Raw genomic sequence first — 15,980 nt, forward strand, 5'->3', positions numbered from 1 at the left:
ACGAAGGGGAGCGCCCATGGAGAGGCCGCAGACCGGCAGCGTGATCGACGGCTTCACCCTGGTCGAGCGCCTGGCCTCGGGCGCGATGTCGACGCTCTGGCGCACGACCCATCCGGAGCATCCTGGCGAGTTGGTCATGAAGGTGCCGATCCTCGATCCCGGCGCCGATGTCTCGATGATCGTCGGCTTCGAGACAGAGGTGATGATCCACAAGCGCCTCTCCGGCCCGCATGTGCCGCGCTTCGTCGCCGCGGGCGACCTCGCGCGGGTTCCCTATATCGCGATGGGGTTCGTCGCCGGCACGAGCCTCGCCAAGACGATCATCGCGCAGGCACCGCTGCCTGTTGCGGAGGTCGTGCGGATCGGCATCGCCCTCGCCGTCGCGCTCATCGACCTTCACCGCCAGAAGGTCGTTCATCTCGACCTGAAGCCGCAGAACGTGATGATGACGCCGGCTGGCGCGGTCCTGATCGATTTCGGCCTGTCGCGGCACGCGGAACTGCCCGACCTGCTCGGCGAGGAAAGCTCCGCGCCGATCGGAACCGCCGCCTACATCGCGCCCGAACAGGTGCTGGGCGAGCGCAACGACCCGGCCAGCGACATCTTCGCGCTCGGCTGCATCCTCTACCAGATGGTGACCGGCGAGGAGCCGTTCGGGCGCCCGGCGACGCTGCCCGGAATGAAGCGGCGCCTCTACCATGCGCCGAGCCCGCCCCGCAGCGTGCGGCCCGACACGCCGGCCTGGCTGGAGGAGATCATCCTGCGCTGCCTCGAGGTCGACCGCAGCCGCCGCTATGCGGACGCCGCCAAGGTCGCCTTCGACCTGCGCCACCCCGACCAGGTCGTGGTGGCGCGGCATCGCCGAAGCGCGGCGCCGCCCAGCCTCGCCCACCGCCTGCTGACCCTGTTCCAGAAGCGCGACGAGGCCGAGATCCTCGGGCCGTCGGCCAACAGGCGGCGCCAGGCCGGCCCCTCGATCATCCTCGCGGCCGTCGACCTCTCGGGCGAGCACGACCGGCTGGCTGAGGCGATCCTGGCCGAGACGAAGCGGCTTCTCGACGCGCGCGAGGATTCCTGGCTGGCCTGCCTGACCGTGCTGCGCACAGAAATCCTCCGCGAGACCCGCAGCGTCGACGAGCAGGGGCGCTCGGTCTACATCAACCGGCTCGTGGCGCTGAAGGACTGGGCGCGGCCGCTGCATCTGCCCGAGGACCGGGTCAGCTATCACGTCATCGAGGCAGTCAGCGCCGCCGATGCGATCCTGAACTACACCGAGCACAATGACATCGACCATATCGTGCTGGGCGCCCGCTCCTCCTCCGCCGTGCGCCGCCATCTCGGGAGCATATCGAGCAAGGTCGTGGCGGAGGCGCGTTGCTCGGTCTCGGTGGTCAGGATCAAGGGAAGCGCCACAACATGAATCGTCATTCATGGCGTTGACCGCCACCGCGCCGCTGGGGATGATGCCGCCCATGTCAGCCGGCCCAGCCTCCTCCCTGGAATTCGACCCCGCCCGCATCGACGCCTTCCTGCGCGGCGCCCTGCCCGGCAGGGCTTTGGGCGCGATGACGCTGGAGCGGATCAGCGGCGGACAGTCGAACCCGACCTTCTTCCTGTCCTATCCTGAAGCCCAAACCCGGCTGGTGCTGCGCAAGAAGCCGCCGGGGCCGCTGCTGCCTTCGGCCCATGCGGTCGACCGCGAATATCGTATCCTGAAGGCGCTGGCCGGCTCCACCGTGCCGGTTCCGCCGGTCGTGCTGTTCCATGAGAGCGACGATGTCGTCGGTACGCCGTTCTACCTGATGGAGCGGCTGGAAGGCCGCGTCTTCCACGACACCGCCCTGCCCGGCGTCACGCCGCCCGAGCGCCGGCAGATGTATTTCGCCATGGCTGAGACGCTGGCCGCGCTGCACAGCTTCGACTGGCAGACGGCCGGGCTCGCCGATTTCGGCAAGCCCGGCAACTACTATGCCCGCCAGATTGCCCGCTGGGGCCGGCAATGGCGCGAGACCAGGACGCAGGATATCCCGGCGGTGGACCGCGCCTTCGAATGGCTCGCGGCGCATCTGGACGACAGCCCGGAAACCACCATCGTCCATGGCGATTTCCGCATCGGCAACCTGATGTATGCGCCCGACGCGCCGCGCATCGTCGCGGTGCTCGACTGGGAACTCTCGACGCTCGGCCACCCGCTCTCGGACGCCGCCTTCTCCTGCCTGCCCTGGCATTCGACGGCACAGATGTATGCGGGCATCGTCGGACTCGACCGCGAGGGCCTCGGCATCCCGACGCAGGCCGAATATCTCGAGCGCTATTGCACCGCCGCCGGGCGCGAGGGTCCGGGCCGCTTCCATCTCGCCTTCTCGCTGCTGCGTTTCGCCGTCATCCTCGACGGCATCGCGGCGCGGGCGAAGGCAGGCAATGCCGCGGCCGAGAACGCTGTCGCCGTCGGCGAGATGGCGGAAAGTTTCGCGCTGCGTGCGCAGGCGGTCATCGACGGCCGCGACTGAGGGAAAGCACCATGGATTTCGCCTATTCCGACAAGGTCGAAGAGCTGCGCTCGCGGCTGCAGGGTTTCATGGACGCCCATGTCCAGCCGGCCGATGCGCAATATCGGGAGGAGGTCGAGGCCGGACGCTATCCGATGGCGCTGATCGACGGGCTGAAGGCGAAGGCGAAGGCCGAGGGTCTCTGGAACCTGTTCCTGCCGGCGTTGAAAGCCGACGAGCCGGGCACGCGGCTTGCCAACCTCGAATATGCGCCCCTCGCGGAGATCATGGGCCGGTTCTACTGGTCGTCCGAGGTGTTCAACTGCAACGCCCCCGACACCGGGAACATGGAAATCCTGCACATGTTCGCGACGCCGGAGCAGCGCGAGCGCTGGCTGGTGCCGCTGTTGAACGGCGAGATTCGCTCCTGCGTCGGCATCACCGAGCCCGGCGTCGCCTCCTCCGACCCGACCAACCTGCAGACCACGATCACCCGCGACGGCGACGACTACGTCATCAACGGCCGCAAATGGTGGACGACCGGGGCGCTGCATCCCAACGTGAAGTTCTGCATCGTGATGGGGCTCTCGGACACCCGCCCCGACGCCGATCCGCACAAGCGCCATTCGATGGTCCTCGTGCCGATGGACGCACCGGGCGTGAGCATCCTGCGCAACCTGCCGCTGCTGAACCACCATTCGCCCGAGGGGCATACCGAGACCGATTTCGACAATGTTCGCGTGCCCGCCGGCAACATGCTCGGCGAGGAAGGGGCGGGCTTCGCTCTGGCGCAGGCGCGGCTCGGGCCGGGGCGCATCCATCACTGCATGCGCACGATCGGGCAGTGCGAGGTGGCGCTGGAGCTGATGGTGGAGCGGGCGCTGGAGCGCAAGGCCTTCGGCCGCAACCTCGCCGAGTTCGCCAATGTGCAGGACTGGATCGCGGAAGCGCGCATGGAAATCGACCAGGCGCGGCTGCTCTGCCTGCGCGCCGCCTGGATGATGGACCGCCACGGCAACAAGGCCGCCCGGGTCGAGGTCTCGTCGATCAAGGTGGTGGCGACGCGGCTGCAGACGAAGCTCGCCGATCGGGCGATCCAGGTCTTCGGCGCGGCCGGCCTGACCAACGACACGCCGCTGGCCTTCATCTATTCCTGGGGCCGGGCACTGCGCTTCATCGACGGCCCGGACGAGGTGCACCTGCGCACAGTGGCCCGTGCCGAGATCAAGAAGCGCCAGCAGAGCGGGCGCTCGACCTTCGCCGAGCAGGGCGTGGTGCGGCCCTACCAGAAGCAATAGCGCCAACGCGATCGTGAGCATGACCGGGCGCATGGCAGAAGCCCGCCCGCAGGGCTGGACTTGAGGCCGGCCACAGGGATGATCGCCGCCTCGCTTTTCACACGGATATTTCGATGAGCCAGCTCTTCAGCCCCTACAAGCTCGGCGACCTCGCGCTCGCCAACCGCATCATCATCGCGCCGATGTGCCAGTATTCGGCCGATGAGGGCCGCACCACCGATTGGCACACCATCCATCTCGGCAACCTCTCGCATTCCGGAGCAGCCCTGCTGATCATCGAGGCGACGGCGGTCGAGCCAGCGGGCCGGATCAGCCCGCGCGATGTCGGGCTCTGGTCGGACGAGACGGAAGCGGCGCTGGCGAAGACGCTGGCGGCCGTGCATGCGCATTCCGACATGCCGCTCGGCATCCAGCTCGCCCATGCGGGGCGGAAGGCCTCGGTGGCGCCACCCTGGCTCGGCGGCCACCAGCTCGGGCTGAACGAAGGCGGCTGGGAGACGCTCGCGCCATCCGCCGTGCCCTTCGACGGCCATCCGCGCAGCCCGAAGGCGCTGACGCAGGACGATCTCGCCCGGCTCTGCGAGAGCTTCGCGGCCGCGGCCAAGCGCTCGGTGCGGCTCGGCTTCGCCGCGATCGAACTGCACGCCGCCCATGGCTATCTGATGCACCAGTTCCTGTCGCCGCTCTCGAACCGCCGCGAGGACGACTATGGCGGCTCGCTGGAGAACCGGATGCGCTTCCCGCTTGCCGTATTCGATGCGGTGAAGGCCGCGGTGCCGGCGGGCTACCCTGTCGGCGTGCGCGTCTCGGCCACGGATTGGGTGCCGGGCGGCTGGGACATCGCGCAGACGCTCGCCTTCGCGCGCGAGCTCAAGGCGCGCGGCGTCGATTTCATGCATGTCTCAAGCGGCGGCAACTCGGCCGCCCAGCAGATCCCGCTCGGCCCGAACTACCAGGTGCCGCTGGCCCGCGCCGTCCGGCAGGAGACGGGCCTGCCGACCATCGCTGTCGGGCTGATCACCGAGGCGGACCAGGCGGAGGCGATCGTCGGCACCGGCGACGCCGATCTCGTCGGCATCGCGCGCGGCGTGCTCTACGACCCGCGCTGGCCCTGGCATGCGGCCGCCCATCTCGGCGCCAGCGTCAAGGTGCCGAACCAGTACCTGCGCTCGCAGCCGCGCCAGTACAAGAACCTGTTCGCCTGAGATATCGATCACTGGCTCAGCCCTCATCCTTCGAGACGCTGCTGCGCAGCTCCTCAGGATGAGGGCTCGGGTTACGTGGCGGCCGGGCTGGCACTTCGCCTACACCGACAAGAGACGGACCATCATGACCGCCTATTCCGACCTGTCCGCCCATTTCGCCCGCGCCTCCGCGCTCGGCAACGCCATCGGCATCCTGCAATGGGACAACGACGTGATGATGCCGAAGGGCGCGGCTTCGTCGCGGGCCGAGAGTATGGCGTTGCTGCGAGTGATGCATCACGGCCTGATCACCGATCCGCGCATCGGCGACTGGCTGGCGGAGGCCGACGGCGATGACTCGCTCGGCGAAGGGCCTTGGGAGCGCGCCAATCTGCGCGAAATCCGGCGGCTCTGGACGGTCGAGACCGCGCTGCCGGCGGACCTCGTCGAGGCTTCGAGCAAGGCTATCTCGGCCTGCGAGATGCGCTGGCGGCAGGCGCGTGCGGATGCCGATTTCGCCGGGCTCCTGCCCTATCTCGCCGAGGTGCTGACGATCCAGCGCGAGATCGGCCGGGCGAAGGGCGAGAAGCTCGGGCTTTCCCCCTATGACGCGCTGCTCAACGACTACGAGCCGGGCGGGCGGGCAGAGCGGATCGACGCGCTGTTCGACGACCTCGCCGCCTTCCTGCCGGGCTTCACGCAGGAGGTGCTGGCGGTGCAGGCTAAGCGGCCGCAGATCGCCGATCCGCAAGGCCCCTTCGCGATCGAGAAGCAGCGCGCGTTGGGCCTCAGGATGATGGCGGCGCTCGGCTATGATTTCGAGCGCGGGCGCCTCGACGTCTCGACGCATCCCTTCTGCGGCGGTGCCGACAACGATGTCCGCATCACCACCCGCTATGACGAGGGCGACTTCGCCAAGGCGCTGATGGGTGTGCTGCACGAGACCGGGCACGCGCTCTACGAGCAGGGCCGGCCGCAGGGCTTCCTGAACCAGCCGGTCGGCGCTGCCCGCGGCATGAGCCTGCATGAGAGCCAGTCGCTGCTGGTCGAGATGCAGTCCTGCCGCAGCGCCGAGTTCCTCGCCTTCGCCGCGCCGCTGATGCGCGAGACCTTCGGCGGCTCGGGCCCGGCCTGGGAGGCCGATGCGCTGTGGCGGCGCTATACGCGGGTCGAGCCCGGCTTCATCCGCGTCGATGCCGACGAGGTCACCTATCCGGCCCATGTCATCCTGCGCTACCGGCTGGAACAGGCGCTGATCGCCGACGCGATGCCGCTGGCGGAGCTGCCCAGCGCCTGGAACGAGGGCATGAAGTCCCTGCTCGGCGTCTCCGTCCCGGACGACAGGCTGGGCTGCCTGCAGGACATCCACTGGCCGAGCGGCGGCTGGGGCTATTTCCCGACCTATACGCTCGGCGCCATGACGGCGGCGCAGATCTTCGACGCCGCCTGCAAGGCCGAGCCCGACATCCTGCCGGCGATCGGCCGCGGCGATTTCAGCGCCCTGCTCGGCTGGCTGCGCGCCAACATTCACAGCCAGGGCTCGCTGCTGGAGACGGACGAATTGCTGACGCAGGCGACGGGGCGGCCGCTCGACGCCGGCGTGTTCAAGGCGCATCTGCGCCGGCGCTATGCCGGGGAGGCCTGAAGCTCCCGCCGCCGCTTCCCGATTCTTCCCAGAGGGTTGCTCCCGCTCGGTTGAAGCGATGCACGAATCCCGAAACGAAAACGGCCGCCCCTCCAAGGGCGGCCGTCTCCGTTTCAGATGACCAAGCGACTCAGCGCTCGATCGTCTTGTTCCAGCGGCTGTTCCATTCGGGGCGCTTGGCGTTGATCGCGTCCCAGTCGAGCATCACGGCGGTCTTCATATAGGTGTTGAACTGGTCGAGCCTCGCCTGGGTCTCGGGCGTCTGGGCCTTGGCGGTCGGGTTCGAGGGCAGGCCGTTGCCGAACGTCATCGCCTTCTGCTGGGCGTCTGCCGAGAGTAGGTAGGCGGCGAGCTTCTGCGACAGTTCCGGCTCGGAGTTGTTGGCGATCACGCATTCCGCCACCGACAGCACGACCGAGCCTTCCTTGGGCTGAGCGTACTCGACCGGGATGCCCTTCGACTTGAGCGTCGCGACCTGTGTCGGCGTCAGCGGGAAGATCGCAGCCTCGCCGGTCTGGACCATCTCCGAGATCTTGGCCGAGTTCGGAATGAACTCGATGACGTTCTTGCCGATGGTGTCGCGGAACTTGGTGAAGCCCGGCTCGACATTGGCCTCATCGCCACCCTGGATGCGGTTGAACATCAGGAAGGCGTGCAGGCCGAAGGACGAGGCCGCGGCCGACTGGAAGACGACAAGGTTCTTGAACTTGGGATCGGCCAGATCCATCCAGGAGGTCGGCGCCGCCCAGCCCTTCTCGTCGAACATCTTCTTGTTATAGGCGAGCCCGGTCATGCCCATATCGATACCGGCCGCCATTCCGTCCTTCAGACGGGAGTTGGGGGGAAGCTGGGCCAGTTCCGGGCCGTCTTTCAGCTTATCGCAGAGGCCGGCACCAATGGCGCGGAACATAACGCCGTCATCGAGGAACATGACGTGCATCTGCGGCCTGTCCTTGGCCGCCGTCGCCTTGGCGAGGATGTCCGAGGAGGTGCCGGGTACGACGACGATCTTGACGTCGTTGGCCTTCTCGAAATCCGGGAAGACGCCCTGCGTATAGGTGCGCTCGAAGTTGCCGCCGTTCATGCCGACATAGAGCGTCTTGGTCTGGGCAATTGCGGCGCTGCCGGCGACGAGCGCGAGCGTGGCGGCGGCGGCGCCGAGAGCGATGCGACGGTTGATCATGAGAGGTTTCCCCTGTGTTGCGGCTCTGAAGGGCGGGCCGCACCCGAGCCGTCGGCTGTGCGGTCGCTGGTTGAGGAAGGTTTCGCGAAGCGCGCGATCGATAAGGCCTCGATCGGCGTCGGGGTGGCCCCGTCGCGGACGAGCTCGGCCAGGACCTCGCCGACGCCTGGCGCGATCTGGAAGCCGGCCCCGGTGAAGCCGAAGGCGTGGAACAGGCCGGGCGTCGTGCCGCTCGGGCCGATCACCGGGTTGCCGTCCGGCATCGCGGCTTCGGTTCCGGTCCAGAAGCGGATGGCCTGGGCATGGCGCATGGCCGGGAAGAGCCCGGCCGCCCTGTTCATGATGGCGAGCGCACCATCGCCGGTCGGCCGCGAGAAATCGGCGTCGGGCAGCGGCAAGCCGCGCTCGCCGCCGACCACGCAATTGCCGCGCTCGACCTGCCGGGCATAGATGCCGCGGCCCTCCATGCCGGTGTTGACGGTCATGATCGGGGCGAGCGGTTCGGTCACCACCATGGACGGGTAGATGCGGCTGACCGGAACCGGCTCGCCGAAGCTCTCCGCGAAGGGGCCGGCCCAGGCGCCGGCGCTGTTGACCAACGCCGCGGCGCGGATGGCGGTGCCCTCGCCGGCCTCGATCGCAAAGCCTGTGCCGTTGCGCGTGGCGCCGGTCACGGCCGTGTTTTCCAGCACATGCGCACCGGCCCGGCGCGCCGCGCTGGCGAAGCCGGCCGAGACGAGGCGCGGATTGGCATGGCCGTCCCCAGCGCAGAGCGAGGCGCCGGTGATGTCGCCCTCGATCCAGGGAAAGCGCTCGCGCAGGTCGTTGTGGCCGATCAGCTCGAGGCCGAGGTCCAGATCGGCGACATCAGCTGCATAGGCTTCGAGGGCCGCCATCTCGGCCTCGCCGCGGGCGAGCTTGAGATGGCCCGAGCGGATGAATTCGCCGTCGATGCCGATCAGCGCGGCAAGGCGCGGCCAGACCGCATGGGCCCGCTGCGACAGCGGCAACTGCTTTCGCGGGCGGCCCTGCCGACGCACGCCGCCATAGTTCACGCCGCTCGCCTGCGCCCCGCAAAAACCCTTGTCGAGCAGGGCTACGCTCAAGCCCATCCCGCGCAGCGCCAGCGCCGCCGACGAACCGACGAGGCCGCCGCCGATGATCGCCACATCGACATCGAGGCGCTGGCTCATGCGGCGGTCTCCCGGTCGCGCACTGCCGGCTGCAGCACCAGCGGGACGGGCTTGAGCGGCGCCTGGGAACGCAACCTGCCGACGCTTCCGATGCCTTGCCCGGTTTCTGCAGCCAGCAGCTCGGCCGCGGCGCCGCCGCAGATCCGGCCCTGACAGCGCCCCATGCCGACGCGGCTCACCGCCTTCAGCCGGTTGAGTTCGACGATGCCGTAACGCCCCATGGCCTCGCGGGCCTCGCCCGCGCTGATTTCCTCGCAGCGGCAGAGCAGCGTGTCGTCGGCGATGCCGCCCGCCCAATGCGCCGGGAAGGGGAAGGCCGCCTCCAGCACGTCGCGGAACCGGTCGATCCGGGCGAGCTCGCGCTCCAGCCGGGCGGCACGCTCCGGCGAGACCGGCAGGCCGCGATCCTCGCAAAGCGCCAGCGCGGCGCGTTCGCCGGCCCGCTCCGCGGCATCGGCCCCGGCGATGCCCGCGCCGTCGCCGGCGAGATAGACGCCGGCCACGCTGGAGCGGCCCGCTGCGTCGCGCTGCGGCAGCCAGGCGCGGTCGCGCTCGTCGAAGCGGAAGGTGCAGCCGGCGAGGTCGGACGCCTGCGTCTCCGAGCGCAAGGTGAGGCCGTAGCCGACGCCGTCGCAGGCGATGCGGTGCTCGCGGCCGCCGGAGCGCCAGGCGACGCCGGAAACCTCGCGCGTGCCCTCGATCCTGACGCCCCCGACGCCTGAATGCAGCGCGACGCCGCGCAGCTTCAGCTCGGCGACGAAGCGCATGCCGCGCAGCACGATGGCCGGGAACAGCGGCAGGCCGCGCAGCATGGCGAACTTGGCCGAGAAGGGTGCGGCATCGAGTACGGCCGCGACCTCGACGCCCGCCTTCATGTACTGCCAGGCGACGAGATAGAGCAGCGGCCCGGTGCCGGCGAAGACGACGCGGGAGCCGATGGCGCAGCCCTGCGCCTTGAGCGCGACCTGCGAGCCGCCGAGCGTGAAGACACCTGGAAGCGTCCAGCCCGGGACCGGCAGGATGCGGTCCGTCGCGCCCGTGGCCAGGATCAGCCCGTCATAGGCGACGCGGCGGTTCTCGCCTGCGACCGCGATGTCGGCATCACCGTCGCGCAGGTTCCAGAGCAGAGCCTGCGGCCAGTAGTCGATATGGCCAGCCAAGGCGTGGAAGGCGCCGTGCAGCGCTTGCGCCTTGCCGGCCTCGGAGCCGTAGAGCGACTTGGCACTGCGGCCGTCGGGCACCGGGCGCTGGCGGTAGATCTGGCCGCCGCAGGCCGGCGCCTCGTCGACCACCAGCGGCCGCAGGCCCACTGCTACGAGCGCCTGCGCCGCGCGGATTCCGGCCGGCCCGGCGCCGACGATGAGTGGCTGTGCGCGGCCGGTCACGAGGCGATCCCCGAACCGGTGACGACGCTCATTCCCGCGGCAAGCGGCGTGGTGCAGGCGCGCAGGCGCTCGCCGCCGGCGAGCGTCACCCAGCAATCCTGGCAGGCACCCATCTGGCAGAATCCGGCGCGTGGCTGGCCGGAGAACTCGCTGAGGCGGACGGCCCCGGCATGGCTGAGGATCGCGGTCAGGAGCGTGTCGCCCGCTCGGCCTTCGCAGGCCCTGCCATCGAGGGTGAACGCGATGGCAGCGTGATCCTTGCGGACGATGCGATGGAGCAGCGGCATGGCTTTCAGCCCTACTTCTGTCCGACGAGGATCTTGTCGAGGCCGAAGGCGCGGTCGAGGATCAGCATCGCGGCAGCCGTCAGGGCGATCATCAGCGCGGAGACCGCGGCCATCATCGGATCGATCGATTCCGTCGCGTACATGTACATCCGCACGGGCAGCGTGACGGTCGCGGGCGAGGTCACGAAGATCGACATCGTCAGCTCGTCGAACGAGGTGATGAAGGCGAGCAGCCAGCCGCCGGTGATGCCCGGCAGGATCATCGGCGCGGTGATGCGGCGGAACACGGTCAGGTGCGAGGCGCCCAGCGTCATCGCGGCCTGCTCGGCGCTGCGGTCGAGCCCTGTGAAGGACGCCATCACCAGCCGCAGCACATAGGGCGTGACGATGATGACATGGGTCGCGACCAGCCAGGCGAAGGAACCGGTGCCGCCGATCAGCGCGAACAGGCGCAGGAAGGCCACGCCGAGCACCAGATGCGGAATGATCAGGGGCGACAGGAACAGCGCATTCAGCGCGCCGCGACCGGGAAAGTCATAGCGGTCGATGGCGAGCGCCGCGGGCACCGCGATGACGATCGCGATCGTCGCCGACAGCGTCGCCAGCCACAGGCTGTTGACGAAGGAGGCGACGAAGTCGGGATGCTGGAAGATCGCGTGGAACCAGCGCAGCGAGAAGCTGGTGGTCGGGATCCTCAGCGTGTTCTCGGGCGTGAAGGCGACGAGGCAGATCACCACAAGCGGCGCCAGCACGAAGGCGACGACGAGGCCGTGGAAGATGAGCGCGATGGGGCCGTTCTTGTGCATGGCGCTCACCCCAGGGTCCGGCGGGCGCGGGCCTCGACCATGCGGTTATAGGCCAGCATGATGGCGAGGTTGGCGACGAGCACGATGATGGCGATGGCAGCGCCGAGCGGCCAGTTCAGCTCGTGCATGTATTCGTCATAGACGAGCGTCGCCGCCATCTTGAGGCGGCGGCCGCCGAGCAGGCCCGGAATGGCGAAGGCGCTGGCCGAGAGCCCGAAGACCAGCAGGCTGCCGGAGAGCATGCCGAGCGAGACCTGCGGCATCACCACGCGGCGCAGTGCCGTGAAGCGCGAGGCGCCCAGCGTCCAGGCCGCGGCCTCCACCATCGGGTCGAGCTTCTGCAGCGCGGTCCAGACCGGGATGACCATGAAGGGCAGCATGACGTGGACAAGCGCGATCACGATCGCCGTCTCGGTGTAGAGCAGCCTGACCGACCCGAAGCCGAGCGCCTGCAGCGTCTGGTTCACCAGCCCGGTCGAGCCCAGCAGCATGCTCCAGCCGAAGGCGCGCACCACCACGGAGACGAGCAGCGGGCCGATGATCACCAGCAGGAAGACCGACCGCCAGGGATCGCGCATCCGCGACAGGATATAGGCCTCTGGCAGACCGATCAGCGCGCAGATCAGCGTGGTCAGCGCTGCGATGCGGAGCGTGCGCCAGAAGATGCCGAGATAATAGCTGTCCGAGAAGACCGCCGTGTAGTGCGCCAGCGTGAACTCGTTCTTGATGCCGGTGCTGTGGTCGTAGGCGTGGAACGACAGGATGACCGTCAGGACGAGCGGCAGGACCACCAGGCCGAGGAACATCAGCGCGCCGGGGCCGACGAGCAGCCAGGGCGCGGGATTGGCGCGGCGGGCGGGCGATGCTGCCGGACCGGCGCCGGCGAGGCTCGGGCTCGCGGCGCTCACGCGGCGGCTCCCGCGAGCTTCGCGACCTTGAGGCTGGCGGGCGTCCAGGAGAGCGCGACCTGCGCCCCCTCGGCCGGGGGTTCGTCACCCTGGTTGGGAACCGAGACCGAGACGATGCCGGCCGAGGTCTCGACATTGAACAGCCAGTAGCTGCCGAGGAAGAAGCGCGCCTGGATGCGCCCGTCGAGGAAGCCCTCCCCGGCGGCCCCGAGCAGGATCTTCTCGGGGCGCAGCGACAGCGCCACCGCAGTGTCCTGCGCGAGTTCGGCCGGTTCACTCGGTAGCGCAAGCCCCGCAACCTCGGCCCTGCCGTTGCGCCAGATGCCCTCGATCCGGTTCATCTTGCCGACGAAGGACGAGATGAAGGCCGTCGCCGGCCGCTCGTAGAGCCGGTAGGGCGCGTCGATCTGCGTCATCGCGCCCTGCTCCATCACCACGACGCGGTCGCTGATCGAAAGCGCCTCGGCCTGATCATGCGTGACCATGATCGTCGTCGTGCCGACGCTGCGCTGGATGCGGCGGAGCTCGAACTGCATCTCCTCGCGCAGCTTGGCGTCAAGGTTCGACAGAGGCTCGTCGAGAAGCAGCACCGGCGGCTCGATCACCAGGGCACGGGCGATGGCGACACGCTGGCGTTGGCCGCCCGAGAGCTGGCGCGGATAGCGATCGGCGAAGGCGCCGAGATGGACGAGCTCCAGCATCGCGGCGACGCGGCGGTCGCGCTCGGCCTTGCCGATCTTGCGCATCTCCAGCCCGAAGGCGGCGTTCTCCGCCACCGTCATATGCGGGAACAGGGCGTAGCTCTGAAAGACGATGCCGAGGCCGCGCTTGTTCGGCGGTTCATGGGTGATGTCGCGCCCGTCCAGGGTGATGCGCCCGCCCGTCGGCTCGACGAGGCCCGCGATCATCTGCAGCGTCGTGGTCTTGCCGCAGCCGGAAGGACCGAGCAGCGAGACGAACTCGCCCTGGGCGACGCTGAGGTCGACATCGCGCACGGCGGCGAGATTGCCATAGATCTTGCTCAGCGACTGCAGCGTCAGAAAGCCCATCAGCACCTCGAACAGGGGCCATCCGGGCATGAGCGAGCCGGAGGCCGGGAATGTTTAAGCGCCATCAAGAGACTCGGGGGCCATAAATCCGTCAACAATCGATTTCATATCGACGAATTTATATCGCCTTAATTCATATATATGGAATTTTTATTCGATTCAGACGGGCGCTAATTTCATGAAATCATTCGAATCAACCGAACCGGCATCCAGCCTGCAGCGCGCGCTACGTCTCTTGCGCGTGGTCGCGACCGGCGATGCGGCGGGCATGCGGCTGAAGGATATCGCCGCCGCCGCCGGCTGCGGCCAGCCGAGCGCGCATCGCATCCTGCGCGACCTGATGGCAGAGGGCTTCGTCGAGCAGGTCGCGGGTGGAAAGCGCTACCGGCCGGCGCTCGATTTCTTCGTTATGGCGGCCCGCGCCGGCCAGGCCGGAGGCTTGCGCGAACTGGCGCGGCCGGCGCTGCTGCGGCTCTCGGCGACACTCAGCGACACCGTCTTCCTGCTGGTGCGAAACGGCTATGACGCGGTCTGTCTCGACCGGGTCGAGGGCCCCTTCCCGATCCGCTCCTTCACCGGCGACATCGGCGGCAAGGTGCCGCTCGGCATCGGCCAGGGCAGCCTCGCCATCCTGGCGCATCTGCCCGAAGCCGAGCGCGACGCGGTGATCCGCTTCAACATGCCCCGCCTGCTCGACCGCGGCTTCTTCGACGAGGCGGCTCTGCGCTGCGCGATCGCCGTCGCGCGCGAGCAGGGCTGGGTCAACCTCAACACAGGGCTGATTCCCGGCATGGCCGGCGCGGCGGTGCCGGTCTGCGATGCGGACGGGCGCGCGGTGGCGGCGCTGAGCATCGGCACGCTGGCGGAACGGCTGCGCGAGGACCGGCTGCCCAACGTCATCGCGATCCTGCGCACGGAGGCGCAGGCACTGGGCGCCATGCTCAACCCCTTCGACGTCGCTCTGCGCTATCCCTCGCGCAGCCTCAGCGCGGTGACCGGCTAAGCAGCTTTCCCATCGGCGCCCGTCGCCTTATCGTCAAAACACAACCTTAGAGCGCATCGCCATGCCAATGCCCCTCATCAGAATTGCGCTCGCCATGCTGCTCGGGCTGCCGCTGCTGGCCGGCCCCGCCGATGCAGCCGACCCGCCCGCGCTCGCACCGCTGGGCGGAATCCTGAGTTCGGGCCAGGGCTTCACCTTTGCGAGCAAGCAAAACAAGACGCGTCGCTCGTTGAGCGGCATCGCCTGCCCCTCCCTCCCCAAGGCGCCCGGCTTCTGCCTCGCCGTGTTCGACGAGGGTGGCGAGGCCCGTTATCTGACGCTCGGCAAGGAGGGCTTGCGCCCCGACGCCGAGCGCGTGGGGGTGCTGCCCGGCACGGTCGAGCTCGACGGCGAGGGCGCAGCGACCGATGGCCGCTTCTACTATGTCGTGGGATCGCACAGCGCGAAGCGCGGCGATTGCGCGAGCAATCCCGGCAGCCGCCACCTGATCCGCTTCCCCATCGACCCCGCCACCGGCCGCGGCAAGCTGGCCGAGCTCGTCGACACGGGCGCGCTCTGGACTCTGATGGCGGGCATCCCCGGCCTCAAAAAGCATGTCGGCGAGGCGATGTGTCTCGGCAGCGAGCCGCCCGAGGACGCGCCTCATCTCCCCGGCCGGCGCGGCGTCAATATCGAGGGGCTGGCGGTGAAGGACGGCAGGCTGTTCGTCGGCTTTCGCGGACCGGCGAAGGACGGACAGGCCAGGATCCTGTCCGTCGATGCGGATGCACTGTTCGCGGGGGGCGACCCGCGTGCCAGGCTGTTCAGCGTCGCGGTCGGCGCCGGCCGGGCGGTGCGCGACCTCGTCGCCGCCAGCGACGGCATCCTGGTTCTGGCCGGGCCCGACGACGACAAGAGCAACGAGAAGCGCGGCTTCACCGTGCTGCGCTGGAACGCCAAGGACGGCAGCGACAACGTCAGGCCGCTGGCGAGCCTCGATCTCCGCGGCGTCAAGCTGCGCGGCTGCGACGAGGAGATCAAGCCGGAGGCGATCACGCTGCTGGCGGACAGGCCGGGCGAGCCTTACGACGCCGTGATTCTGTCGGACGGGCTCTGCGACGGTGGGCCGCTGCGCTTCGCGATCCCACGCTGACCGCCACGAGCCGGGCCGCCATGCCGCGATGCGCTTGCGCCGGCGGGTGAAGCATGGTCTCGAAGGGCGAGTTTTCGATCCCGAGGCAGACCATCATGACCGACACCGCCCCCAAGCCCGGCCCGCGCATCGCGATCACCTATTGCTCGATGTGCCAGTGGATGCTGCGTGCCACCTGGCTCGGCCAGGAGCTGCTCTCGACCTTCGGGCAGGACATCGGCGAGATCGCGCTGATCCCGCGCACCGGCGGCATCTTCCAAATCCATTACGACGGCGAGCTGATCTGGGACCGCAAGGAGGATGGCGGCTTCCCGGACTCCAAGGTGCTGAAGCAGCGCGTGCGCGACCGGCTCGACCCCGAGCGCAGCCTCGGCCATGTCGACGGGCATGTCGCGAAGGAAAGTGCCTGAACCGGAAC

15 protein-coding genes are annotated in these 15,980 nt (G+C 68.8%); 8 read left to right on the top strand and 7 right to left on the bottom strand.

Annotation, left to right across the window (positions count from 1 at the left end; translation table 11 throughout):
* Positions 1–16 precede the first annotated feature (16 nt).
* From ASE63_RS04150 to ASE63_RS04170, 5 genes are all read left to right on the top strand, one after another.
* Positions 17–1,420: a bifunctional serine/threonine-protein kinase/universal stress protein gene (locus ASE63_RS04150; RefSeq protein WP_056797012.1), complete on the top strand. Its 1,404-nt coding sequence runs from the start codon at positions 17–19 to the stop codon at positions 1,418–1,420.
* A gap of 52 nt (positions 1,421–1,472) precedes the next feature.
* Positions 1,473–2,510, top strand: coding sequence for a phosphotransferase family protein (locus ASE63_RS04155; RefSeq protein ID WP_056797120.1), 1,038 nt, complete (start codon positions 1,473–1,475; stop codon positions 2,508–2,510).
* An 11-nt stretch (positions 2,511–2,521) separates the two neighbouring features.
* Positions 2,522–3,787, top strand: a complete 1,266-nt coding sequence (locus ASE63_RS04160) for an acyl-CoA dehydrogenase family protein (RefSeq protein WP_056797015.1) — start codon at positions 2,522–2,524, stop codon at positions 3,785–3,787.
* 107 nt (positions 3,788–3,894) lie between these two features.
* Complete coding sequence (locus ASE63_RS04165; protein WP_056797020.1) at positions 3,895–4,992, top strand: NADH:flavin oxidoreductase/NADH oxidase; 1,098 nt, start codon at positions 3,895–3,897, stop codon at positions 4,990–4,992.
* A gap of 124 nt (positions 4,993–5,116) precedes the next feature.
* The gene (locus ASE63_RS04170) at positions 5,117–6,616 is read left to right on the top strand and encodes a carboxypeptidase M32 (RefSeq protein WP_056797024.1); all 1,500 of its coding nucleotides are present in this window, start codon (positions 5,117–5,119) and stop codon (positions 6,614–6,616) included.
* Between the two features lie 130 nt (positions 6,617–6,746).
* Here the strand turns inward: ASE63_RS04170 and ASE63_RS04175 are convergent, their stop codons facing one another.
* The 7 genes from ASE63_RS04175 to ASE63_RS04205 all read right to left on the bottom strand — a co-directional run bounded on the left by ASE63_RS04175 (position 6,747) and on the right by ASE63_RS04205 (position 13,427).
* Positions 6,747–7,799 (bottom strand): ABC transporter substrate-binding protein, encoded by a 1,053-nt coding sequence (locus ASE63_RS04175; RefSeq protein ID WP_056797027.1) that lies wholly within the window; start codon positions 7,797–7,799, stop codon positions 6,747–6,749.
* Positions 7,796–8,992 carry an FAD-dependent oxidoreductase gene (locus ASE63_RS04180; RefSeq protein WP_056797031.1) on the bottom strand — a complete coding sequence of 399 codons (1,197 nt, stop codon included), beginning with the start codon at positions 8,990–8,992 and terminating at the stop codon, positions 7,796–7,798. The genes ASE63_RS04175 and ASE63_RS04180 overlap by 4 nt, the downstream gene beginning before the upstream one ends.
* Positions 8,989–10,377 carry an NAD(P)/FAD-dependent oxidoreductase gene (locus ASE63_RS04185; protein WP_056797032.1) on the bottom strand — a complete coding sequence of 463 codons (1,389 nt, stop codon included), beginning with the start codon at positions 10,375–10,377 and terminating at the stop codon, positions 8,989–8,991. The genes ASE63_RS04180 and ASE63_RS04185 overlap by 4 nt, the downstream gene beginning before the upstream one ends.
* A complete protein-coding gene (locus ASE63_RS04190) occupies positions 10,374–10,664 on the bottom strand; it encodes a (2Fe-2S)-binding protein (RefSeq protein WP_056797035.1) in 291 nt (96 codons plus the stop codon). Before ASE63_RS04190 ends, ASE63_RS04185 begins: the two co-directional genes overlap by 4 nt.
* Positions 10,665–10,675: 11 nt before the next feature.
* On the bottom strand, positions 10,676–11,470 hold the full coding sequence (locus tag ASE63_RS04195) for an ABC transporter permease (RefSeq protein ID WP_056797123.1): 795 nt from the start codon (positions 11,468–11,470) through the stop codon (positions 10,676–10,678).
* Between the two features lie 5 nt (positions 11,471–11,475).
* Positions 11,476–12,276, bottom strand: a complete 801-nt coding sequence (locus ASE63_RS04200) for an ABC transporter permease (protein WP_156410184.1) — start codon at positions 12,274–12,276, stop codon at positions 11,476–11,478.
* Between the two features lie 98 nt (positions 12,277–12,374).
* Positions 12,375–13,427, bottom strand: a complete 1,053-nt coding sequence (locus ASE63_RS04205; protein WP_056797127.1) for an ABC transporter ATP-binding protein — start codon at positions 13,425–13,427, stop codon at positions 12,375–12,377.
* Between the two features lie 178 nt (positions 13,428–13,605).
* Here ASE63_RS04205 and ASE63_RS04210 point away from each other — a divergent pair, with 178 nt between their 5' ends.
* From ASE63_RS04210 to ASE63_RS04220, 3 genes are all read left to right on the top strand, one after another.
* Positions 13,606–14,430, top strand: a complete 825-nt coding sequence (locus ASE63_RS04210; RefSeq protein ID WP_056797041.1) for an IclR family transcriptional regulator — start codon at positions 13,606–13,608, stop codon at positions 14,428–14,430.
* 61 nt (positions 14,431–14,491) lie between these two features.
* A complete protein-coding gene (locus ASE63_RS04215) occupies positions 14,492–15,562 on the top strand; it encodes a DUF3616 domain-containing protein (protein WP_082609648.1) in 1,071 nt (356 codons plus the stop codon).
* Between the two features lie 95 nt (positions 15,563–15,657).
* Positions 15,658–15,972, top strand: a complete 315-nt coding sequence (locus tag ASE63_RS04220) for a SelT/SelW/SelH family protein (protein WP_056797130.1) — start codon at positions 15,658–15,660, stop codon at positions 15,970–15,972.
* Positions 15,973–15,980 lie beyond the last annotated feature (8 nt).

Source organism: Allobosea sp. Root381 (genome assembly GCF_001429395.1).
Classification (GTDB): Bacteria; Pseudomonadota; Alphaproteobacteria; order Rhizobiales; family Beijerinckiaceae; genus Allobosea.